Genomic DNA, 23717 nt, shown 5'->3' on the forward strand with positions numbered 1-23717 from the left:
CTGGTAGCTAGCCTTCCCTCCATCGGCATTACCCAACTTCATTGGTACTACGCTGCTATCCGACTCCCTACACGGCATTTGGTTTCCTTGCTTGTTATCGCTTGTACACCATACTCTTCTAAAAAAAAATAGAAAAGACCGGTAGGGTCTCCCGAGTTGCCGTATCATATCAATGTGAAGCGTGCCAAGGTCTCTGACTCCAGAGAGGTTTTATTCTTCTTGCCTTTGATGAAGAATAAAATGTTGCTTTCTACCGCAGTTAAGGTATCAGCCCTCTCAGTCTACTAAAGTTTATGGAGCTCAATCCCTTCAACCATTTGGCTTTCGGCCCACTTCCTAACTGTCTACGCTTAAAGACTAAAGTTACCTTTAGCCCTCCAAGACTCGCTACGAGCGAATGGCTAGTTCTTACTCGGCGGGAATCCCACCCGCTATATGATACGACCTAGGCTCGGCCGCACAACTGCCGCGTTTTTGGAATATAAAAAGAGGTCCCTCCATTATTGAAGGAACTCCCTTAACATTAAAGTAAAAATATTCGATTTGTTTACTCTCCTACTAGTCCATCTCCATCTCGATCATCCATATATTTATAAAGCCATGAATCAGAAGAAATTGGCATTTCATAGCCAGCTGCTTTGGCTTCTGCAATCGTAACAATTCCATTATGATTGGTATCCACTTTACTAACATCCTCATTACTACTTACCGTTTCATTTGCTGGTACATTGTCTGTTTTCGGTGGCGTACTCGTACCTGTTGTTACCCCTAAATTTTTGTTCACATCGTCTGGGTTTACATTGTCAAATTCGTCTGTAATGGTTCTGCCCTGTATTTTGTATGTGAATTTATAATGATTTGGAATTTGCGTGTGAGTATTTGGATATTTAATCACTGCTACGAAATCTGTAGAACCTCCTGCATCTCGAATCACTTTTTCCATATATGCTTGATTGCCGTGCCTATTGAGAATGCTGTCTTGAGGTGTAATGTTGTATGCGTTAGATACTCCCCCAAGTGAGTCAGCAATTACATGTCCTTCATCTAATTCTTCACTCTCTGTACCGGGAACCTTTGCTTCATCAGAATAGTATCTCCCAGACGATGAAACATGTTCAGTATTTGGATTTTGGAGTGTTATATTTTTTGCCTCAACACGAATTAGCTGTCCGTACTCATTTGTGAAGGCCCAATACTTTCGGTCACCATAACCAATGTCAACAACCACGTTAGGTTCACGATATCCAGACAAATCACCACCATCAACTTCAATAAGTTTGTATCCTGAGAACAGTTCATTATTTGATTGGGTTTGTGTTTCCTCTACTACTGGTTCATCAACCGTAGTGACAGTTTCTTCTTTTTCATTATTTTTATCTGTTTCAACTGTGGTTACTTCTTGTTTATCTGTTTCTATAACAGTATTGGATGCATCTTCTACGTTGGTACAACCAACTATAAAGATGGTTGTTAATAATAAGATTAAATAGTTCATTTTCTTTTTCATTTTAGGACTCTCTTATAATAGTTTTATATGTTCATTCTTAAAAAAATCTCGAAATGTTAAGGTAGATTAACGTTGTTAACCTATTGATATAGTATATTCTAAAATCGAATATATTTCAGTATTAAGATTTTGTTTTTATTTACAGCATAATCCTCCTTGTATCTTGAAATAATTAACTGTTAAATGGGAGTATGATATTATTAATCTTTAATTTATAAACTGGTATAAGTGGAGTGCAAAAATGAATAGTGAATTAATATTGTATGTTTTAATCATTGTTTTAGCTGCTGTGTTGAGTGTGTTTTTATCCTTTTTCACTTACCTTAAACTCCGAACTAACCCGGGTGCAAAGCCATTCTTGGTGGTAACGATATTATCATCACTCTTTTCCTTTTTCTACATCTTTGAGTTAACAAGTACAACACTCAAGGAAATAAAATTATGGCTTAGTTTAGAGTACCTTGTAATGCCTTTTATTCCAGCTTTTATTCTTTTGATGTGTTGTGAATACATAGGAAGAAAAATACCTATTTGGGTTTATTATGTTTTGTTTACAGTTCCTTGTATCACTATTTTTATGCATGCAACCAATGAGATGCACCACCTCTATTACACATCGGTTACTTTGAGAACTCATACACCATTTCCAATAGTGAAATTTGAATATGGGGTGTTTTTTTATTTTCATGCATTATATTTATTTCTTTGCTTAGTCATTAGCATTATTACTTTACTTGTTCATCTAAAAAAAGGGTTATTTATTTTTCGAATGCAGATCTTAACGATGATAGCAGGATTAATCTTCCCTATTGTTGCTAATTATTTTTATTTAAATGACCTAAGTCCATATGGGATAGATCTGGGGCCTGTGTCTATGAGTTTGTCTTTTCTCTTTCATACTCTTGCTCTGATCTCCTATAAAATGTTTAATGTAACACCTGTCTATAGGGATACGGTCTTTGAGAGGATGAAGGAAGGAGTCCTTGTTTTAAACAAGGATGATGTGATTCTTGATTATAACCATGCCATGATGGTAATCATGCCCGCCCTTACCTCCTCCATCATTGGAATGCCGTTAAAATCCGTAATTACGGGAAACGAACAACTTGATGAAATCATAGGACAAGGAGAAGATTGTGACTATGAAATTTTGAAAGATGGAGAAAGGATTCACTTTCAGGTACAATTTTCTCACATAGAAGTTCAGAAAAATACGAGTAGAGGCGCTAAGATTATTTCATTCGTTAATATTACAGAAAAGATAGAATTACAGGAAAAACTTAAAGAATTTGCTTCAATTGATGGACTTACTCAGGTATTTAACCGCTCATTTTTCATGAAAAAAAGTGAAGAACAACTTAGATCTATGGTCGTGGGTGAACAAGTGGCCTTCATTATGTTTGATATTGACCATTTTAAAAAAGTGAATGATACATATGGTCATCAAGCAGGAGATTTAGTCCTCTCCCATGTGGTGAATATATCTAAGAATAGTCTAAGTGGAACGGATTTTATTGGAAGGTACGGTGGAGAAGAGTTTGTCATTATGCTACCTAATACATCTCTAGACGACGCATATGCTTTATCCAACAATTTGCGTTTAAGAGTGTTAAAGAGTTCTATTCTAGTAAATAATGTTCAAATACAGGTTACATTGAGCCTTGGAGTTTCAAGTAAACAAATTTACGGGGATGAAAATATTGAAGAGATGTTAGGTGATTTAGTAAACAAATCTGATCAAGCTTTATATATGGCAAAAAGGAATGGCAGGAATAATACTCAAAAATATGTTAGAGAGCAGTTGAGCAAATACATTGAATTAGGTGCGGAAATCTAATATTAAACTAAAGAACACCTGTACAGAATAATATATACTATCTTACATAAGGAGGTAATTAACTATGAATGACCCGAGTGGTGGAAGAAGAAAAGATCCTGGTGGTGGAGGATTAAATTAATTAGTGGAAGCACCCAGTTTTTTAATGGGTGCTTTTTATAATTCATAAACAAGCTGGTTGTCAAAGATGGAGATAAGTTAGTGGAATAGAGATGTAAAAAAGGAGGATATCCCCTCCCTAATTATTTTGAAGATAAGTTTTTATAATTTGAATGGCTAACAACGGTTCTATTATTAGGTAATAAAAGTAGCTTTTGATCATCCTCTGTTATTTCCACTATTACTGTGTTTTCATTTACAACTACAATCGTTCCTTCGAATATCATTCCATTTCTTGAAAATGTAATTTTGTCTCCCGCTTTTGTATTTGTATTCATATGTACCTCTCCTTATAAGTAGTATGCTTATTTTCTACGACCGCTTATTTTACTTATCTCCACTAATGAATGTACTTTATTATAAAAAAAGCCTCTCCAGGAGAGGCCAAGCGGTATAAAATATACCTTACAGGGGTTTTTATTATAGCATTACATATAATATTTTCCAAATAAACAACTGAACATAACCAATTATCTATTAAAAAAGAAACGGTATAATCCTAGAATGAAACAACCTACAGCAACCATAAAGGCAGTACCACTTACGAATGAAAGGATATGATAAAAAAATCCTGGTGAATCATCATATGAATTCATAATGCTGCTGTTAACAGCAACTATAGTTGAAAGAAATTTAAAGATAATTCCTATAATAAATGAAAATATACCGACCCTGGCAGTTTGAGACATATTATTGAATGAGTGTTTAGTCTTTCTAGAGAGTAAGAAAAATACTCCAATAAATAAAATTATAGCTAAAATTAACTGCATGTTGATGTTACTCCTTATTTTGTTCGGATAGAAAGGTTACTATTGAATACTCTCTTCAAGCTTTTTAATAAAATCATTTATCTTTTGTTCATTATTCGTAAGGTCAATCGCCAAAGATTTATATCCCTGATCACTATTGATAATCTTTTTGCTGTTTGCTTTACCATACTTATTAAGGAATTCAATATACTCTTCTTCGGATACAGTTTTACTTACTTCCCCTTCGGTTATAGTGTATAGATATCCTAGTTCACCGGAATTACCCGAATATGACTCTTGTTTTTCTGCTTTAGCTAGTTCCTCAATAGTAAAACCATCATGGCCATAAAATATATCAAACGTGGTAGTATTACTTCCCTCTGTCAGCTGCCCTGACTCATTTAGGAATGCTTGTCCATCAGGTGTAATATTCACATACATTGAACCTTCACTTAAGACTCCAAAATCCCCATGATCCTTAGTCATTAAGCTATGAGGTTCTTCGGATTGCTCCGTCCATATCCCTTCTTTGTATAATGGGAATCCATTTTCGGTAACACCAGATATCTCATATACGACATATAGTTCCTCGGTACCATCGTTATTAAAATCTAAGAGGTCCACATAGGCTAATCCTTCATTTCCACCTAGCTTATCGTCTTCTGTTAAGATACCATGAGTATCAATAAGTTCATTTATCTTTTTTAAATAGGATGATGCAAATACAGTTTCTTTATTACTTACATCTCCAGTAGAGGATTGCTCTTGTGTTTCTTTATCAACATTTGTTTCTTCTATTTTATCAGAACTCTCGCCACATCCAGTTAGTAATAAGAGTGAAGCTCCGAATGTAAGTAGTAACTTATTCATATATATACCGCCTTTGAGTAGTGTACAGAATTTTTTTTGCTACCTATTAAATAGATTTCTTCATTCCACAATTACTACATTCTCGAATAAATTTTCCGTTTCCTACTGAACTATTAAAATGTGCTCTCCCACAGTTATCGCAGCGTCCACTCTGCTTGTCCGGGAAGCTTTTAAAGTCATAGATTATGCTTAAATCAATAGGTGTCTCTTCGTTTGGTGTAGTCATATTTTACCCTCTCCTTAGTTACATGAGTAAATAGTCCTTTTATAAATTTATCTTCAGAACCCTTTTAATAATAAAGTAGGTGATATAAAAAACCAATTAGAAAATTTAAAGCCGGCCGTCTGTTCATAGGAAGGGATTAAGAATTCCTTATGCCTTATGATGAAAACTCACCTTTTATTTTGTATTTGATCTTTACCGTTTTCCACTTGTCTCTATTAATGTTAAGTTTGTTAGCATCTATATAGTCATCGTATCCTTTTTCCTTTGATAGCAAAAACATCCCAAATTCTTTTTCACTTATTTTTTTTCCTCCATAATAAGCACTTATTATAATCTTGCCATTAAAATCCTTATCGTTGTAATTATTGACCACATAGTTTATATTCCTGTTACCGCTAGTAGATGCTCCAGTTTTGTATAACTCTACAAGGATTTTTTCAGTGGTTTCATCTTTCGGTAAATCATTCTTTATTAGTGCGTACTTTTTATCCATTTTCTCAATTAAAGGTTTCTCTTCAGTATAATAACTAGCTATTAAAATAGGAGTTATGATAAAAATCAATACCCCTAATAATAGCAAGTTTGATTTTTTCCAAATGGCTTTGAATCCTTTTTTTCTAAAGAAGAAAGCAATGATCGGAGATACCATTCCTACTATAATAAATACAAATACCGCTAAACCGCCTAATATATCAAACAAAGTTATTCTCCTCTCCCTGGTTACTAATGACGTTGCTGGTAAGTCAGAATGAGTTTATCTAATTCCTGACTTAAACGCACCGTATCCATGTTTTTAATGCCTTTTTTACGAGAACTTTCTATCATAGCTAAACGAAGTTCCTCAATAGATTTCATTAACTTTTCATCTTTTCTGAGTGTTTGTAACATCTATTAATACCCCCTCTTGATGCTATGTTTGTTCAGTTCCTCTTTGGCATTAATCATTTTTGTGACGATTGCTTGTGTCACATTCTTACTATTTACAAAACCAAACAATTTCTGTCACCTCTAAATTACGTTTATGGGAGCATCTCCAAATATTTATTTGATTTGATATGAAGCTCTGATGTGTTCTTACCCTTAAATTCATTCTTTATTAATCTAAATCCATAGGACAATATTTTACGTCCAATAAGCTGTTCATCTTTGTAAGTGAAGTGTTTAAAGTACTTGTCGAAAATAACTAAACTAAACACAACATTATTGATGGGCTCAAAGTTGAGATAGATTACTTTCTCTCTACGAATGACCTTTCGAATAGTTCCATAAACAAAATAACTTAGTGACTCATTAGCTTGTCCAGACCTAGCTAATTCATGTGCTCGATCAGCACTAACAACTATCTGTGAAAGTGGTATTTTCCTTCCTTTTACACTTACTAGGATGCTTGCTAGAGTATCAGGCTCATAGGAAGTCAGAAGCTTTACAATCGCTTTTAACGTACTTATACTGTTAGGTGTGTTGGACTCTTGTTTAACTTTTACTTCATTTAGATCTTTTATTTTTTTCTCGGACTCTTCCCTTTCGATTACCTTCTTTTGATAGTCTGGATCAATTTGAGCCATATTTAACCGGATAATTGTTTCGGGGATCCCTTTTCCCATTAATTCAGACTGGTACTCTTTTACTTTTTCTACGCTTTCCTCAAAGGATAACATCTTGTAAAAACCACAGCTTGACTTATGCTTAGACTCGTTATTCTTTCCAGTGGTTTTAAAGTACGGTACGGTTGACTCTGTACCTGGAACATAGATGATGTTAGTCTTGCATGCTTTATCAATACAATATATCCTCTTTCCATGTTTGTCAGGATTGTACTCAGCAGCTGTAATTACTTGCCCATTATGCAACATAGCCGAATTCATAAAATCACCTCCATTCTAAAAAACCATTATTATTAATTAGGAAAACGATAAGTAAGTTTCTTTTGGTTTTCGTCCCACGCAAGAAATGCATCAAACGTTTTTTCTTTTTTCTTACTTACGAAGTTTTTAATGAGAGCTGTTTGTCCAGTTGTTAGGAGCTTTTTAGCATTTTCTTTACTTATGGTCTTCTCGGACATTGTTTTTGGTATCCTAAAGGTACAGTTGTTCTTACTGTAATTGCTACAGCCATAGAAGGTATCTCTTTCGATGACTACCCCTCCACATAGTTTACAGGTACCTACTTCTTCTGCTTTTTGTATTTCTTTTATAAATGCGCTAAAATCCCATTTTTCAGCATTACTAACTAGTTGTTCAACGATTTCTCTTGTGATATCTTCGGTACGTTTCACAAAAGAGTTTAAATTACCTTTTCCCTTTTCAATCTCTTTTAGATAACGCTCCATGTGTCCAGTAGTTAAGACAGAAGTAACGTAACTATTTAATCCTAATGCTTCAATGAGTATTTTCCCCTCAGGCAGCATAAACACTTGGTTCTTAACAATCTTTACATAACGAGCAGTTAACGTGTTTACAATGCTTGCTCTTGTGGCCTCTGTTCCGAGTGATAATTCCCCTTTTCTAAAATCTCCTTTGTCCTTACAGTAATGAGATGCATTCACCATTATTCCTATTAGGTCCCCTTGAGTAAAACGAGAAGGTGGGGCGGTTGAGCCTCCCTTTATTTCAGTAGATAAAACTTTTCCAATTTGGCCTTCTTTAACAGTAGGTAAGTTTACCTCTGCCTCTGCCTTCTCTTCACTGGCTATGCCCTTATAAACCGTCTTCCATCCCTCGTGTTTGGTTTGATTCCCTTTGCTCTTGAAAGCAAACTGGTCTTGTATGGTGGTTAGAATTTCAGTTGAATCATAGACGAAATCGGGGTAATGGGCAGCAATTACAGATTTCGCAACCAAATCATAAATTTGTTGTTCTCCCTTCGGCAATTCAAGCGGATTAACTGCTTCTTCAGTAGGAATCATGGCATAATGGTCACTCACTTTAGAACTGTCCGTAAATCGCTTATTCTGAGATATATCTAGGGTAGCTCCATTAACTAACTCTTGGTAGCACTCATACTTTGACAGATTATTAAGTATGGTTGGCATCCAAGCGGATTCCCCTTCGGTTAAGTACCTTGAATCTGATCGTGGATAGGTTAATAACGATTTGTCGTATAGCGATTGGCAAAACCCCAAAACTGCTGCAGGTGACATACCAAACAACTTATTAGCATGAATTTGCAAGGCAGATAGGTTATATAATTGAGGAGGCTTAACCCTTTTTTCCTCTTGAGTAACCGAATGCACCTTTGCTGGTTGCGTCTGACAAAAATCAGCAAATGCTTTGATCAGTTCCTCATCCATATCAAAAATATGCTCTGAATCTTTGCTAATCCATTTACCCATTAGAACGGCTTCACCAAATTGAAACTGTGCAAAAAGGTCAAAGTATGGCTTACTAACAAAGTTCTCGATCTCCTGCTCACGTTGATAGATGATACCAGCAAGCGCGCTTTGCACTCGACCTGCGGAAAACGTCTTATTTATCCCCTTTTGGTTTAATAAACAAGTTAGAGCACGGGAGGTTGATATACCAACAACCCAATCAGCACGTTGCCTAGCGATTGCCGCCCTATTTAAAGATTCATATTCAGTGTTATCTTTCATCGTTTTAAAAGCCCGGATGACGGCATCTTTAGTTAAGCTTGAAGCCCAAAACCGCTTTACAGGCTTTTTATTGCTGAAATAGGTTAAGATTTCGTTAATAAGAAGCTGACCTTCACCCGCTGGGTCCCCACAGTGGACAATGGTTGATACGGAAGGATCTCTTAGCCATTTCTTATAGTTATTAAGTATTTTCCTTTTATCTGGTGTTGGCTTTAATTTATATTCGGAAGGAATGATAGGAAGGCTCTCTAGAGTCCATGTTTTATATTCTTCGGAGTAATCACTTGGTGCAAAAAGTTCGAGGATATGTCCAACAGCCCAAATAGCCACCGCGCCTTCAGGGAAAATCTCACAAGGTGCAATGACTATATGATTTCCTTTATCGGTATGTTTAAATGGTTCACAAAGTTTTCTTGCCTGTGCAGGTTTCTCGGCACATAATAGCATTCTTCCCATTTCCCGCTACCCTCCCTTTGCTCACATGACATGGAGCTCTTTATCTAAGAAGTAAAATCGAGAACAAAACCACTCGTCATGTTCATAACCAGCTGGATGATGTTTAGCGATAATATGCTGTTCACCTTTATCATCGACGACTTGTAACCCTTCAGGTGTAATGGTTCCGATATATTGTTTGTCTGTAGTGAAGTTTTCGCTTCCACAATCATTGATACATCTAACTATCATATCTTGATCTACCTTTCTATTAGTAATGAAACCAATAACCCTCTAGGCAGATAAGGAATATTCCTTTTCTCCGCCTGTACAGAAAAACAATTATAAGGGGGGATGGAGATGTACTATCTCCCTAGAAGGTTACTGATAAATCCTTTTAGGACTGATATAACTTAGGTTCAGCTATCTTGTCCGTTGCAACATTAAGTAGTCTGCTTTTAAGATGTCCTGAATCCATTTTCTTAACTTGCTTAACAAATTCATCCAGGTCCTTTATATCACGAATAGTTTCAATTAAAAGCTGCTCAGCTCTAGTTAGCTCAACTAGTTTTTTATGTGTATTGACAACTTTGAATGTCATCTCTTTATTTCGTTTAAACATTTTGCTCCTCCTTATGCTGCTACTGAAGTGTTTAAAAAGCTGACACACTTTTGGATAGCACCGCTTGCTCCTCTTCCATCATGAGTGATCATTTGAACACCTAGTTCCTTACATACTTCTTTCACGATGTCCATGCTCACATGTCCCAAAGCTCCAAGGAGAATAACGACACAATCAGCTTTTTTTACCAGATTTCTAAACTCTTTTTTGTTACCGCCGTTCCGGGACTTCCCACAATGAAATAATACTTCTACTCCATGCTTCTTCCCAATTTGCTTATAAGTTGTCTCCTGGCTTCCTCCAAATACAGCTACTGTTTTTTTCATATTGAATAACCTCCGATTTTTGAATGATAATTTAAAATAAATATATCATATATAAATTCAAAATCAAGTGGTTTATATGACTTATTTTGATGTTAATTTTTTTAATAAGACCTGACCAACGTCTGGATGTACGTAGATATCGTTATAATCGAGTATTTCTTTTAATACATGAAGCATATCTGAAGTGGGCATGTTTTTTAATAAAAAGCCATTAAAGATATCTAAGTCTACGTTATCAATATCATCTGCTTCCAAACTAAGTAAAACGATCTTGGAGCCTTTCTCCCTCATTTCATTTAAAAATTCTTCTAAGGTATCAGTAGATACGTCATCCACAATGATTAGTTTTGGAATGTTCTCAGTATGATAGTTCTCTAGAGCCTTAGTTTCCGTTTTTGTTATACCGAACATGTTACCAAACTTAATTTCCAGAAGCTTAGACAACCCTTCCTGGAAAGGAGTTCGTTCATTAATTATCATGATTTCTTCCATAGTTGCCACCACCTATTAAATAAAAAAACCCTGCTGTAAAAGAACATACGGATGGTATGCCTTCACAACAGGGTTTTTCCCTTTGTTTTCAATTACTATTATTATAGCTTGTAAGTATCGGTAATTTCAATATTACTTTGCCCAATTTCTTGGTTTTGGTGAAGAAAGGGACGTAATCTGGCCATTAGCAAGTAAGCCATATTGTCCATAACCATCTTCATCAACGATCCACACCACTTTAGAAGCAAGTGGTACAGACGATTTATGATTGTGAAGAGGGATGGGAGATTTATATACCTTCTTTGTCCAACCTATTTTGGCACTTTCCCTATCTTTCGGAGTCACCATCGGTTTTTGGTAGAGGTTTACAATCCAGCACCCGTATGTTCCACAAGGTGATATATACCAATATGCATCATCTCGGAATGCAGAAAAGTCTGGTTCCAACGGATATGTATACATTTCTTTATATACTTTCTTCCCTACAAATTCACGAAAGATCTCAGGATCATCTAACAGGTAGTCTGCCTCTTCCTCAATTAAAGTAAACCTAGTGTTCATTATTTTACTATTTGATTCAGGTAAGGTCATGCTCTTGTGTAAGAAGAAGCCACATCTCGCTGCATCGTAAGCACTATCGACATCAACTTCAAGGTGAATTGAACATTTTTCTGTTTTCTCATCATAGTATTCACAAGTATTACGGCAAGTAATTAAATCGTGAGTTGGACACTCCTCTTTTTTATTATCTATCACAAGTTTTAACATAACATTCACCCTTTTCAAACTAGATTAAACAGCTCCTAACACTATTGGAGCTAGAATGGTTAGTAATGTAAGTACGGCAGCTATGCCCCACATCCGCTTACTCCATCTCCCGAACTCAGGATGTTTAATCAAGTGGAAGAACAAGTAGAATATAAGTCCGATAGAAATCATCCAGTCTACCGTGGAGTAACTAGTAGCGGTTATTAATCTGATAAAATCACTTGCTAATAATGTAACACCCTTTCCGTTTGTTGTAAACAATAAGAGCATTAAAACACGTATGGAGAAAAAAGTAATAGGTACCCAGATTAATAAACCGGTAGATCCTTTCATGACTTGTCCTGTCTTAGTAACGATACTATAGCCTAAGCGAACCGCTCCAAAAAGGAACATAAGAGTAAATATAGCTGAGAATAAGTTAGAGATAGTAGGAGCAAGATTATTTACCCCGTCGTTCCAAACCCCTAACTGTTCATTGAGGGTTGGACCATTATTTTTCCCTATCTGTAATGGACTGGCTTTAACGGACAATGGTAAAAGTAAAAGGATTATGACTGAAGTGAAGCCCGTTTGAAAAAAACGACTCATAGTTTTTTACCTTTAGCATCAAATTTAAAGCAAACCCCAGTCTCATATGTTGCTGTATTCATTCTCCCATTTACAATAGGTAATGTGATTCTGTGTTTATAACGCCCCTTGTTAGAATCAATTGTATGGTCAATAGTCGAAGCCCATTGTCGAAGAATTTGATTGTTCGGTACAGATGCATTACTTAAAATGGTGTTTACCTTTTTCCCATCTAAATCCATAGAGAATCGGATACTACTTAAGGATCCTCCATGCCATACAAATTCCACACGAGTCAAGTAATTGCGGAAAGGAACTAGTCTTGTTAATAATGGTGTTAGTTTTCTAAGAATTTGCGGTGAATTCATTTCACCAGGGAATGTAGTTAACATTCCAATTTTTATAGAGTTGTGTTCAAATTCACCCTCTGGATCTACAGCAATAGTCGCATCAAGATTCACATTAAGTTGATGACAGATTGGACCAAGCCAAGATAGATCAGAGAATACTAGGTGGTCTTCAATATTCTCATAGTATGTGTCTGCTTGTGGTATACCTTCAATTCCTGCAGTCTCTATGTAAACAGTCCCTTTCTTGTATCCAATTTCGATTTTGTTAATACCCAGTTGTTTACTTCTAATAGTTTGGCTCACTTCTTCAATGTGAGTTTCGGTTAGTATTGGTGCGGCCATTATAGGTGACCCCTTTCTTCCTTGCTAATAATTTTTGTAGTATTGCATGAAAAAAGACTATCTCTCTATAACTCTGTATCTATTTTCGTTTGTAATTGTCTTTTTTACGTATTGCACAATTATCAATCTCCAAAACTTACAAGTAATATGCGACTATTATCCTACGCAAGTGAAATCATTATAAACCTATTTTACTACTGCTTTTTGTCGTTTTGTGTCGAAAATATATAAAAATTTACAGAGTTTTGTCGAGACCGTATTTTTTAAGATTTTCAATACCAAATGTTTACCACATTTGGTGTAAATAAGGGAAATTGTTCCCGTCCTTACACCAAAAGGCGACAAAAAGTCGCACAATTGGGAATTATTCTTAAATAGCAATTCGAACGTCCTCTTCTTCTCTAAGGAAGCGTTCTTCATCAGGAATCATGTACTCATCTGTAGCGGATGTTTCTACCCGAACTAAGTTCTGTACAGTGATCTCTTTGCCATGTCGAACAATATCTAAAATTAGAACGTCATTCTTGTGAATCTTAGAAGCTCTTTCACCAACGTTAATCCAAATTCTCTTCCCATCTGAAACATGGATATATTGCTCTTCCATACCAATGACCGAGACTACCCATTGTTGAGGGCCATACATGTTGTCGATAATCTTGGCAGATGCAAATGCTTCATACCCGCTTGGTGAGGTAACAACTTCTTCTCTCATTAGGTCTTCCATATGAATACAATCTTCTTGATTGTCTACTAAGTCATCTTCATATGCTGTGACATAAGTCCCTTCCTCGATAAACTCTTGCCCTGATTCATCGTAATCAGCAAGGCTTACCATTTCGTATCCGTAATCAAATTCTGCTTGCTCTTCATCCGTCACGTAGGTTGCAATTGGTTCATACTCGACTTCTACAGCAGTATCTGAATCCATACCTAATTCTAGTTGAAGTTCAGCAAATAGCCCTTCTGCTTTTTCATCAAGTTCAGATTGCATAGCGACTGGTTTCATAGAAACAACAGGTGCTAATACAGGTTGTGAAACAATTGATGATTCTACCTGGTAAGATTGATTTTCAAAGGCCTCTTTGGGCTGACTACAATCTCTAAACATTTCTGCTAAACGTTCATGATAATCGTAGTACTGTTGCACCTTTAACTCTTGAATTCTTACAAATACATAGTTTTCGATCAGCCAGTATACATATACTAGACAATCTATTGTTAATGTGATTGTCATTGAATTGGTCCCCCTAAAATAGTTCAAACGCTAATTGTCCTGTAACTGGAGCTTTGCGTTTTTTAGTTTTTATTTTGTCTTCTGCCTTAACTTCAAACAATGAAATTTGTTCTTCAGTAGCTACTACCTTTCTCTCATAATCTGTTAAATAAGCAACCATTTCACCGTCTTGAATACAATCAAATCCAAAGGCTTCAATGAGATCTACTTCTAACACTCCGTTTACGAAGCTAAACCCATTAATCTTCCCTTGTTCAATATGACTTATAATGGTTGATGATTTGCGAATAAGTACGTTTTTAGAAGAATCCGTTTCAATGTGTTGATTCACCCAAGCAACATATTGTTCTTTAGGTGTTAGCACTTTCTGCTTCTTCTTGCCGATTCCTGCTAGAATTTCTCTTGCTCGATCGGAAGCTTCCGCTGTCCATTCTTCTGTACTTCCCTTAAGGACTTTCCCTTTTTTTATAGATTCAATTAACATTGTTTGAAGATCTGCATCATCTGAACCTAACATTGCGTTAAGACCATCTGAAGAAGCCTCTCCGTTAATTGCACCCGCTGCCTTATTCTTTTGAGCAATAAGCATAGCCATGGTTTCTTGATACGTATCTTTATAAGCCAAATAGTAGAGTCTGCATTCTTCGGTTTGACCGATACGCCATGCTCTTCTACTTGCTTGGTTGATCGTAAAGAGAGACCAGCTGAATTGATAGAAAATGAGTGTAGGAGTACAAAGCAAGTCTAGACCAACCTCGACAAGTGCCTGTGAAACGATACAAACATCGTATCCTTCTTTCTCAATTTTCTGTTTCAACCATTCACTGCGCTTATTGGTTTTAACCGTAGATGTATCTAGGATACAAACCTTCGCACCAAGTTGCTCTAGAACTATTTTTAATCGTGGACGCACATCTCTACCTTCTACACTCGAACCAGTATCCCTTACATAAACAATGCTCTTTCTTCCTTCATCCAGTTCTCCTTTGATGATTTCCTGAAGCTTTTTCTCTTTATTTAAGAGGTGTTCTGCAGGAAACTTCTCTGGTTCCCAAATTAAATCTCTGTGACCAGATTCAGTTTTAATCGAGAAAGCTGGGAAAGAAAAAGGATTATCAGGATAGGCAATGCCGTTTTGAGTAAGAGGCATGTATAGCTTATAACCATCATCTCGACTATTAATGGCATGCTCGAATGTATTGACCATGTTTCTGTAGTGAGGTTTTAATTCTTCTTCCAAATCTACAAGAATAGTAGGGACATTCACGAGTTCCACCGGATCTGGCCATACATCTACTAGTCTTACAAGTACAGAGTTTTGTACAAGAAACTTAGAGAAAACATAAGGGGAAATCCCTGGCATAACTTTCTCTGTTTTTCTTGTCACACCACCTCTAGACTGCTTGTTGCTGTATTCACCAGTATCATCAGAACCATAAATAGTCGTCTCGATATTCCCAAAATTTTCATTCCATTTTCTTACCTCAGTGTACGCGAATCCATTCTCAACCATAAGGTGAGGGAATAATCTCCAAAGAGTGTAATAGACATCTTCTGCTTTACCACCGAAGAGCGTCCCTGTTCCGCCAATTACTTTCTTAGAAACAGCAGCGATACTGCCCAATGAATTTCCCTGGGCACTCAGACCAGCTTTAAGTTGATGGATCTCATCAACCACTGTAATATCAAAGAACCATCTCATCTTACGGCGAATATATTCGACTGTCGCAATTCTTCTTGGGTTCCCTTGTTGCTTCGGAACTTCCGGTTGTGACAACTGAATCTGCTCTACTAGTTTATGGTTTTTATCTTTCAAGGCATGGCTCACATTCTTTTCATGCTTTAGCCAACCGTTAATTGATTCATAACGAGTAGGAACTTTTTTCGTCCACAAGCTTTCTCCACATTCAGAACAAAATGCGTTTGCCGGATTTTTAGAGTTTTGTAGTCTTCTTGACTCTCCGAATTCATGCTCTTGCATCGTGCGTTTCACTTGGTTTTCTACTTCATTCCCGTCTTCGTCGATCGTGGTTTCTTTTGATTCGACTACTTGGTGGGCTTTGCCACAACAAGGACAATAGTAACCATCGCGATACGGAAGTTCTTTTTCTTCCTCTTGAACATGGGTTTTCTTATATTCGTAATGCACCGCTGGAACCGTTGCACAATCACCTCGCATCGTTGTAAACGAAATAACAAAGAAGGTCGGTTTTTGTGGTTTTGGTCTACCTGCGTATGTCCAGTTTCGATGGAAAGCAATCAATTGATCTGTTCTTTCTATCACATGAACATCTGCATACGGAATAATTTCCATGATTTCCTCTGGCCACTTTTTGGTTAAACTAGGAGGACACATAAGACAAGCGAAATATCCCTTCTTGTTGGACATTGCAGCTATCACATCTGGAATGGCTGTCATCATTGTTGATTTGCCAGTACTCATCTCCCCTTGGATTAACGCCACTTTCTGCTTCTTTAACACTTTTGCAATCGCAGTACTCACATGAGCTTGTACTGGGAATAGTTCACGTTTGTATGTTGAAATCTGTGGATGAACAGGATCTACAATTGGGTTATGAATCGGTGTTACCCTATCTGAAACCTTTTTGACCATATCGTCCATAAATTTCGTCATATACGTGCCTAAATCTTCAATGGATTCCACTGAAGCGCCAGTACCTGCCTTAGGAAACTTAAGCATTCCCTTTTTTATCATGTCAGAGATAATGTCGTCTGCTTCTTGTTCTCCATTCTCTTCGCTGAACTTAAGTTTGTAGATGGAAAATCCATTTGGAAATAAGGAAGGGTCATAATAAAACTTCAACTCTTCAATACATCCACGTCTAACAAACTCATCCAAAATGATATTTTTCCATTCAGGTAAGATATTAAGTCCGTATTTACCGCCACCTAACAGCTGACGTAAGTCTTCTGCAGCATCGTTTTCAAAAGAAAGGATGTAATCTCCATTCCCTAACAGATCATCATGCACGATAGCAACGGCTTTCCGATTACTGTTAATCGTCATTTTGAAGCTCTCATATTTGCCTTTATCGGTATACAAACGTAACTGAGAGACAAATTTATAATCCGTTAGTTGCTTTTCTCCATGCCCAAAGGAAATGCCTGAACTTCCAATATCAACAGACGCTTTCATCGCTTGTAATGTTGAATCACTCCCAGCAATAATGGTCATCAGAAGTTTAGCTGATTGCCATTCTTTCTCGGGTTCTTCTACCGCAAGCGCATAACAAAAAGCATTCTGCCAAGCTTGGTCTAAGTAAAGTTCTAACATTTTTGGGTTTTCATTTGTTTCCTCAATTTGATTCCAATTAATCATTCTGGCTCCCCTCTCAAAAATAGATAAAGGAGCCGAATGGCGTTCCCTTATCTACTATGAGGTAAGGGATACACCTCCCTATTGAATTTTATTTACATTGTTTTATCTCCAAGCTTTTATATAAACATGCATGATAAATGAGTCTTACACTTCTCTATGAATCTGATTTATATCACTTTGTCCAAGTGCTCTTTAAACGCTTCAATAACTTCTTGTTTTGCTTTTTCAATGGATTCTGCATAGCCAACAGTTAAGTTATGGGCAACACCGTTGCTCATATGAACTCTAAACCAATTGCCTAGAGGTATTGTTGAAACATGCTCAACGTAAAATTTATGTCCAGCATATTCTTCAAGGTGACTAGATAGTAGTTCACTCACCTTTGAAGCACTTCCTTTCTGTGTAGTTCTAAGCTGACTGTTGAAGTTGTCCTTCCTGTCCTTCCATCAAGGCTCTAAACTCGTTAATTATTTTTCCTGAGATATCTGATATCTGGGATCCGTATTTAACAAGGGAGTCATCATCGTTCTTTTTCCATGACTTAACGTAACGGAAAGAATAGTCAGATGTATCGAGACCAAAGAACGAACAAACAACAAATGCAGAACCTTCAGCAACTACTTCTTTTTCACTAGAAGAGGATTTTGTGTCATACCTATGGACTCTTGAGTGTACTAGTTCATGTACAAGTGTTTTACAACGGTGATTAATACTAAGCGTGTCGCTAACAACGATTTCGTGGGTATATGGTCGATAATAACCATTAGCACCATCCGCATCACCATAAGTTACAGGACAATCATCTATTAAAGCAATTTCTTCAGCGCACTTGATAATTTCTCGTGCCTCTGGACAATCACCCTCAAGCTTAATGCGTACCATGTCAATTGGAAGTGCGTCACCCTCTGTCTGCTCATAGGCAAAAACAGGAACGGTACCGAAACCGACTAGCTGATAATCCTCTGTGGACGAACCATTTTCATCTTTTTTATCAACCTTCTTGAAGTTGGGTTTGAAGATTCTAATGGCTTTTGAACCCTTTTTAACTTTTCGTCCTAAATCACTCCAATGCTTAAAAGATGCTATAAAACTAGCATTGGGGTATTGAGCCTTTGCCACCATAAGGTTCCTGAAAGAATAATTAGGCATGAGTGCCTTCATTTCAAGAATTGCTTTGTAATCTTCGGGTGAATACGTAAAGTTCTTCACTCCTTCATCTAGGATCGACACAAGTTCTTCAACTCTTTCTTCCAAACTTGGTCCATCATACTTCTTCCACCTAGTACTCTTTTTCATGTAACAGCGCCCCTTTTAGAAATTTTATATATAAAAAAGAGAATAGGAAAAATCCCATTCTCTTTGAAAACACCACCATCAAATTGGCTAAATAAACGCAAAAAAGCCCTTGAAGTCTCTGAAATAAATAGCAAAAAACAAAATGTTTAAGCTATTAGTCCATCAACCTCAAAGGCTGCTATGTTTAGTAGATTCCCGCTAATCCTATGTTGGATTGCAAACAAAAAAAATTAAAAAGAAATATAGGCTTATTATACTCGTTATGACCTCATTCGACAAGCTATAGATTAATAGAGAAAAATGCGGATGGTAGTGCTTATTATATATTTTTTTTAAGATATTATTCCCCTTTGTATTTATTCTGATTAAAAATTTCATAACCAGAGGTTTAAAATCTTTTAACCTATTAACTACCTTTAAAATTTTTTAACCTGGCACTCTTTTATAAAGAGCTTTATTTTATACCTTAAAAATCTATTAAGGTATACCTAGAAATTTTTTTAACCTATACCTTATGAAAATCTTAACCTAATATAAAAATCTAATAAACTACCTTTAATATCTTTTAAACTCCTTTAAAGACCTTTAAACCTCCTTCCATAAAAACAAAAAAATACCTCCGTTTTTATACAGAGGTACTTAATGATTTATATTCAATAGTTTCAATGTCTATGTCATAGTCCGACAATGCTTCTTTAATTAAATAGTCATACTTTTGCTGTAACCAATCTCTAGCAAATTCATTTGGTGCAATTATATAAATTGATTGTTGACCATTGTTTACTTGAAGTTGAACATCTTTGAAAAAGGTCTCAAAAGAAGGCTTAGAGATCTTCTGTAACACATAATGATTAATATGTTTTAATATCATCGTTTCGGATTTATCCATGGATACTTGAAGCGTAGTACTTTGATCTAATGCGGCAGCAGTTTCCTTTCTAGAGGCTTTAATAAGTTCCCCGTATTTCTGCCATTGCTTATATATTTCTTCAAAATCAATTTTGTTTTCAATAGAAACCTTTTCGTTATTCTTAATCATGGAATCAACGTATTTTTCATGTTCTTTTCGGAGACGTTCGGGTAAACCCTTTTTCTCCTTTTTAAGAGCCTTTTTAATATGTGCTGGGGCATCTTCTGGTATCTCAATATCAGGATTACCGTATATAAGTGCTTCTGTTAGCAAAGGAACTTTTTTTCTGATTTTAAAGATCGGTCCTTCCTCTACACCCTCTCTTGAGCGATTATACACTCCGAATTTATATGAAAAACCGTATCTTTCTAATATATCTAAGTAGTTATGAATGGTAGGTCGAGACTTATCCATTTTTAAGCTAATTAGTTCGAAATTAGGGTAACAGAAATCTTTTGAACCATATGCAAACCGCTTTAAATGACCGTAAAGCGCTAGCCCTTCTGCATTTAGGTAATAGGACCAAAAATCAAATAAATAATTATTAAAGATGGTTAATTCCCCATCTATGTAAGGGATGTTTTCACCATATGAATCTAGTGAGAACTTTCGAACTTCATCTTCACTATAAATAACCTTATCTTGCTCAGGAACCCAATAAGTAAGGGTTACTAAGTTTTCCTCTTTTTCCTCTTTTACAAGCTTTAGTCTGGGGGATAGATTACCGTTATCAATCAATCTAAAGTATTCAAGTTTGTCTTTTTTCCCCTTTAAATTGAGATTTTCATCTTCCATATATGTCTCCTCCGATTCTCCCAACCAGCTGCTTAAATTGCAAGTGTTGTCGAAGGTTTCCTACTTGTAAAATATCGTACTCATGGTAAAATATATACATAATATTTAGTAAGAAATCCTACCTCTTTTGAGTTTTCAATCATCTGTCAGCGGCCAAACTGTTTTAGATGGTTGAAAATGAACGGGTGGGTTTTTTTGTGTCTTATTGTGTCGTTTAATTTCCATAGTATCAATAATATCGGTAGACTAATAAAATAAATTTACTAATCTAATATAATTTTTTTAGCAATGGCCGAATAAATTATGGAAATCCAATAAAAAAAACCCTAGACGAAATAAACCGTATACGTGTACGGCTATTGTCTAGGGTTTTTCCCTTTTGAGATATTCAAATAAATTATATACATCTATTAAACCATGATTTATAGTAAATATCATATAGGAATATTTGCTCATAATATACCCATTTAAAAGTAAAGAAGGAAATAATAGTATGATTACCATTACACTAGGTAATAGCCTACGACTAGCAAGACTAGCAAAAAATCTTACCCAAAAACAAGTTGCCGATGCTATTGGTATGTCAGTCCACTCAATTCGTTATTATGAAAGAGGTGAAGTTAAACCAAAAAATGAAACGGTTGTGAAGTTATTGAAGCTGTATAACTATCCTTGCACTCTCCTAGCAAACGAGGGGGAATTTATTGAAATCAGTTGTTCGTTTCCTAATTGCACTGAACATTCTTGTACATATTAATGACAAATTTACATAAATTCAAATGACAAATTATATTAAAATCTATGACAAATTTAGATAAAAAAAAGATAACATAAACAAATAAAAAAGACCATGGTATACAGTATGAACTATATTACCTTGGTCTTTTTAACTTTCATAATAAAGCGGAATTGAATTTAGATATGACACAAATTTTAGAGAATAATTTTTCATAATTGGCAGGAATAGAGTTCTCCTAACCCTTTAATCATTAGTTGTTTTTCATAATTAAGTGGAAAAAATCTTAACTCAATTTCTCTAATTTCCATGATATAACTATCATTCCGGATAATTGTGAAAATCTATTCCAGATAATTTTGATGCAATTCCAAGTAATTATTAAAAATTACTTTTTATTAAGTTAGTAATAATTCGAGTTGTCCCCCGTTATTAATACTGTAGCTGGTTTGAATCGATTTCACCTTTTCAGTAGCAACGGTCTTTACCTTCATAAATGTATATGCTATGCGATTAGCGATGGCTTTAATTACACGTCCACAAACAGACTGTCCCAACATTTCATACTTTCTTATCTTTTGTATGTTGTCTGTAAATGAAAACGATTCTGGAATGTCTAGAATGCGTTTAATCTCGTCTATAGATAAAAACCTAAACGACTTTCTATCATCGCTTAAAACGTGACTATTAGAGGCTGATTGAGCGGTATAACGTTTAGGCAAACATGCGATCCGTTCAACGGCCTTGTCAACGAAAGTTAAATCTAGACTTCTATCTTTCCAGGAGGAACCACGACTATTAAAGGACTCCATCCATTTTTCTACTGACTTCCATTCATGCACCACACCCGAACGGTCTAAGTAATCCTTTAACTTCTTCCTTCTTCCTTTTGGAGCTGTAGGAAATTGAAAATGAATAAACCTCTCTTCATTTTTAAATGCTACAGAATACGTTCTTTTTCTCATGGATATGTTACCAAAATCCCAAGATTCAATATCCTTTTGAGCCCAAAATGGATAATCCTCTTGGAGAAGACACTTTAATGTAGCCCAAGCTGCACTCCTGAAGAAAGATGGTACATTCTCAAAAAACAAGACCTCTGCCTTTGATGATTGTATAATTTTGGAAGTGGCTAATGCTAAATCATTCATTACCCCTGCATCGCCAAAACCCAACGAGCTATGCTCATTACAAGGTAAAGTAACGAATGCCATATCAACCTCCGCTACATCCATACAATCTCTCAGATCTCCATTGAATACCATAGTATTAGGAAAATTATGAAGCAGCACTTCTGTACTATCGTCTTCCAATTCTATCTCTTGTATTGGCGAAAAATAATTTGTAGATTGAAGAATTGATGTACCTACACCCGCTCCCGCACACACACTTAAAAAACGTATACGTTGGTCTTTCGGAGTAGGAATCGTAGAATTATCAAACAACTTATATTCAAGCGGTTTAATGACGACTCTTCCTTTATTCCCTTTTCTATAAACATTCATCTCCACTTTCTGGTTTATGTCTAAAAAAGCATATTTTGTACCTGCCGTATCTATAAGAGGTCGTTCTTGCTGACTAAGTTTACTCTTTCTTGAGGATACATGCATTGTATGAATGTTCTCTTCATTTTCAAACGGATAGTTTTGAATAATGATCTCTTCTTTCTCTTCCGATGTATGAATGAAGATTTCACCCTTTGGTTCGAATCCTGCTGCCTCACAAATTAAATGTTGAAGAAACAGTCTTGGTTTCTCGGGCTTCCCTTTTTTTGATACACTGTATACCTTTTTTAATTTTAAGTTCATTTTTATATCCTCCTAATAGTAAGAGGACTCCCTTGTGGAAAGTCCTCACAATAGATTTATAAACGGTTATATTCATCTTCCACGGCTGTATCGTTTAGGACATTGCTATTGAAGATGTATAACAAGGCCTCTGACTTGGAATGATTTCTCATTTGAAGGTCATTGAATACAAATGACAAATAACGGTCTTTATCAACAAAGCGTTTCATCTTTTCTTCATCATAGAGAACGGCAGTCATTTATAAGTCCCCCATTCCTAAATATGGGTCGTTTTTAGATATGATATGAGCATCCTGCTTTTCTTTGCTAGCAGATTCATGGCAAGATAAATGCCATGCTTCAATCCCCGAACGTGGATGTTCAACAGGAATATTGGGTATGTTCTTCCACTCGTTTATCATTTCCTGAGTGAGTTCATCTCCCGATTTCCATGCTTTGTCTCCAGGTACCATATCGATTCCTCGTTCTTTTGCTATTAAGATACGAAAATCAATCCAGTTCATTAACTGACCTTGATAGACTTTTTTGTTAAAATCGGTCGAATCCTCAAAGCACCATAGAGAACATTGAACCTCTTTTAGACTGTCCCAGCTATCATTTATGACCTGTCCATAACCGTCATATTCGCCTTGAATACTCTCTATTACCTCACCATGACGGATATGTTTTAGAACCACCTGTTGGCCCTTAAATCCGTTGTATTTGAGTCCTTGATTACAACCTATACATAGATATGAATACGTCATACACTTTTCC

Annotated in this window: 26 protein-coding genes; 2 read left to right on the forward strand and 24 right to left on the reverse strand. The window is 35.9% G+C overall.

Going from position 1 to position 23717, the window contains the following annotated elements; all coding sequences use genetic code 11:
* Window positions 1-547: 547 nt before the first annotated feature.
* The gene (locus ACVBAX_RS13500; protein WP_340906563.1) at window positions 548-1507 is read right to left on the reverse strand and encodes a DNA/RNA non-specific endonuclease; all 960 of its coding nucleotides are present in this window, start codon (window positions 1505-1507) and stop codon (window positions 548-550) included.
* A gap of 241 nt (window positions 1508-1748) precedes the next feature.
* Between ACVBAX_RS13500 and ACVBAX_RS13505 the strand changes: the two genes are divergently transcribed.
* Window positions 1749-3344: a histidine kinase N-terminal 7TM domain-containing protein gene (locus ACVBAX_RS13505; RefSeq protein ID WP_447117489.1), complete on the forward strand. Its 1596-nt coding sequence runs from the start codon at window positions 1749-1751 to the stop codon at window positions 3342-3344.
* A 242-nt stretch (window positions 3345-3586) separates the two neighbouring features.
* On the opposite strand, the gene ACVBAX_RS13510 is transcribed toward ACVBAX_RS13505, so the two are convergent.
* The 20 genes from ACVBAX_RS13510 to ACVBAX_RS13605 all read right to left on the reverse strand — a co-directional run bounded on the left by ACVBAX_RS13510 (window position 3587) and on the right by ACVBAX_RS13605 (window position 20417).
* Window positions 3587-3781, reverse strand: coding sequence for a DUF2187 family protein (locus ACVBAX_RS13510; RefSeq protein WP_340906561.1), 195 nt, complete (start codon window positions 3779-3781; stop codon window positions 3587-3589).
* A 192-nt stretch (window positions 3782-3973) separates the two neighbouring features.
* Window positions 3974-4273 carry a hypothetical protein gene (locus ACVBAX_RS13515; RefSeq protein WP_340906558.1) on the reverse strand — a complete coding sequence of 100 codons (300 nt, stop codon included), beginning with the start codon at window positions 4271-4273 and terminating at the stop codon, window positions 3974-3976.
* Window positions 4274-4312: 39 nt separating this feature from the next.
* Window positions 4313-5122, reverse strand: coding sequence for a hypothetical protein (locus tag ACVBAX_RS13520; protein WP_340906556.1), 810 nt, complete (start codon window positions 5120-5122; stop codon window positions 4313-4315).
* Window positions 5123-5168: 46 nt separating this feature from the next.
* Window positions 5169-5348, reverse strand: a complete 180-nt coding sequence (locus ACVBAX_RS13525) for a hypothetical protein (RefSeq protein WP_447117490.1) — start codon at window positions 5346-5348, stop codon at window positions 5169-5171.
* Between the two features lie 154 nt (window positions 5349-5502).
* On the reverse strand, window positions 5503-6048 hold the full coding sequence (locus tag ACVBAX_RS13530) for a hypothetical protein (RefSeq protein WP_340906552.1): 546 nt from the start codon (window positions 6046-6048) through the stop codon (window positions 5503-5505).
* A 23-nt stretch (window positions 6049-6071) separates the two neighbouring features.
* Entirely contained in the window at window positions 6072-6236 is a 165-nt protein-coding gene (locus ACVBAX_RS13535) for an aspartyl-phosphate phosphatase Spo0E family protein (protein ID WP_340906551.1), read from the reverse strand.
* A gap of 131 nt (window positions 6237-6367) precedes the next feature.
* Complete coding sequence (locus ACVBAX_RS13540; RefSeq protein ID WP_340906549.1) at window positions 6368-7213, reverse strand: hypothetical protein; 846 nt, start codon at window positions 7211-7213, stop codon at window positions 6368-6370.
* A gap of 32 nt (window positions 7214-7245) precedes the next feature.
* Entirely contained in the window at window positions 7246-9396 is a 2151-nt protein-coding gene (locus ACVBAX_RS13545) for a type IA DNA topoisomerase (protein WP_340906548.1), read from the reverse strand.
* Window positions 9397-9417: 21 nt separating this feature from the next.
* On the reverse strand, window positions 9418-9627 hold the full coding sequence (locus tag ACVBAX_RS13550; RefSeq protein WP_340906545.1) for a hypothetical protein: 210 nt from the start codon (window positions 9625-9627) through the stop codon (window positions 9418-9420).
* Between the two features lie 145 nt (window positions 9628-9772).
* On the reverse strand, window positions 9773-9997 hold the full coding sequence (locus ACVBAX_RS13555; protein WP_340906544.1) for a hypothetical protein: 225 nt from the start codon (window positions 9995-9997) through the stop codon (window positions 9773-9775).
* An 11-nt stretch (window positions 9998-10008) separates the two neighbouring features.
* Window positions 10009-10323 carry a DUF2325 domain-containing protein gene (locus ACVBAX_RS13560; RefSeq protein WP_340906543.1) on the reverse strand — a complete coding sequence of 105 codons (315 nt, stop codon included), beginning with the start codon at window positions 10321-10323 and terminating at the stop codon, window positions 10009-10011.
* Window positions 10324-10404: 81 nt separating this feature from the next.
* Entirely contained in the window at window positions 10405-10815 is a 411-nt protein-coding gene (locus tag ACVBAX_RS13565) for a hypothetical protein (RefSeq protein ID WP_340906542.1), read from the reverse strand.
* A gap of 132 nt (window positions 10816-10947) precedes the next feature.
* Complete coding sequence (locus ACVBAX_RS13570) at window positions 10948-11583, reverse strand: hypothetical protein (RefSeq protein ID WP_340906541.1); 636 nt, start codon at window positions 11581-11583, stop codon at window positions 10948-10950.
* 24 nt (window positions 11584-11607) lie between these two features.
* Window positions 11608-12171, reverse strand: coding sequence for a hypothetical protein (locus ACVBAX_RS13575; RefSeq protein WP_340906540.1), 564 nt, complete (start codon window positions 12169-12171; stop codon window positions 11608-11610).
* Window positions 12168-12842 carry a hypothetical protein gene (locus tag ACVBAX_RS13580; RefSeq protein ID WP_340906539.1) on the reverse strand — a complete coding sequence of 225 codons (675 nt, stop codon included), beginning with the start codon at window positions 12840-12842 and terminating at the stop codon, window positions 12168-12170. The genes ACVBAX_RS13575 and ACVBAX_RS13580 overlap by 4 nt, the downstream gene beginning before the upstream one ends.
* A gap of 370 nt (window positions 12843-13212) precedes the next feature.
* Window positions 13213-14076: a hypothetical protein gene (locus ACVBAX_RS13585; protein ID WP_340906538.1), complete on the reverse strand. Its 864-nt coding sequence runs from the start codon at window positions 14074-14076 to the stop codon at window positions 13213-13215.
* Between the two features lie 13 nt (window positions 14077-14089).
* Window positions 14090-17416: a helicase-related protein gene (locus ACVBAX_RS13590; RefSeq protein WP_447117491.1), complete on the reverse strand. Its 3327-nt coding sequence runs from the start codon at window positions 17414-17416 to the stop codon at window positions 14090-14092.
* Between the two features lie 167 nt (window positions 17417-17583).
* Complete coding sequence (locus tag ACVBAX_RS13595) at window positions 17584-17796, reverse strand: hypothetical protein (protein WP_340906534.1); 213 nt, start codon at window positions 17794-17796, stop codon at window positions 17584-17586.
* 28 nt (window positions 17797-17824) lie between these two features.
* Window positions 17825-18712 (reverse strand): ArdC family protein, encoded by an 888-nt coding sequence (locus ACVBAX_RS13600; RefSeq protein WP_340906533.1) that lies wholly within the window; start codon window positions 18710-18712, stop codon window positions 17825-17827.
* Between the two features lie 625 nt (window positions 18713-19337).
* A complete protein-coding gene (locus ACVBAX_RS13605) occupies window positions 19338-20417 on the reverse strand; it encodes a DnaA N-terminal domain-containing protein (RefSeq protein ID WP_447117492.1) in 1080 nt (359 codons plus the stop codon).
* Between the two features lie 493 nt (window positions 20418-20910).
* Between ACVBAX_RS13605 and ACVBAX_RS13610 the strand changes: the two genes are divergently transcribed.
* Window positions 20911-21174 carry a helix-turn-helix transcriptional regulator gene (locus ACVBAX_RS13610; protein WP_340906530.1) on the forward strand — a complete coding sequence of 88 codons (264 nt, stop codon included), beginning with the start codon at window positions 20911-20913 and terminating at the stop codon, window positions 21172-21174.
* Window positions 21175-21551: 377 nt separating this feature from the next.
* Here the strand turns inward: ACVBAX_RS13610 and ACVBAX_RS13615 are convergent, their stop codons facing one another.
* From ACVBAX_RS13615 to ACVBAX_RS13625, 3 genes are read right to left on the reverse strand one after another with little or no spacing between them, the layout of a single operon-like run.
* A complete protein-coding gene (locus ACVBAX_RS13615) occupies window positions 21552-22961 on the reverse strand; it encodes a DNA cytosine methyltransferase (protein ID WP_447117493.1) in 1410 nt (469 codons plus the stop codon).
* A gap of 56 nt (window positions 22962-23017) precedes the next feature.
* Window positions 23018-23200 carry a hypothetical protein gene (locus ACVBAX_RS13620; RefSeq protein WP_340906524.1) on the reverse strand — a complete coding sequence of 61 codons (183 nt, stop codon included), beginning with the start codon at window positions 23198-23200 and terminating at the stop codon, window positions 23018-23020.
* Entirely contained in the window at window positions 23201-23707 is a 507-nt protein-coding gene (locus ACVBAX_RS13625) for a hypothetical protein (protein ID WP_340906523.1), read from the reverse strand.
* Between the last annotated feature and the right edge of the window lie 10 nt (window positions 23708-23717).

The organism is Robertmurraya sp. GLU-23, assembly GCF_052983275.1.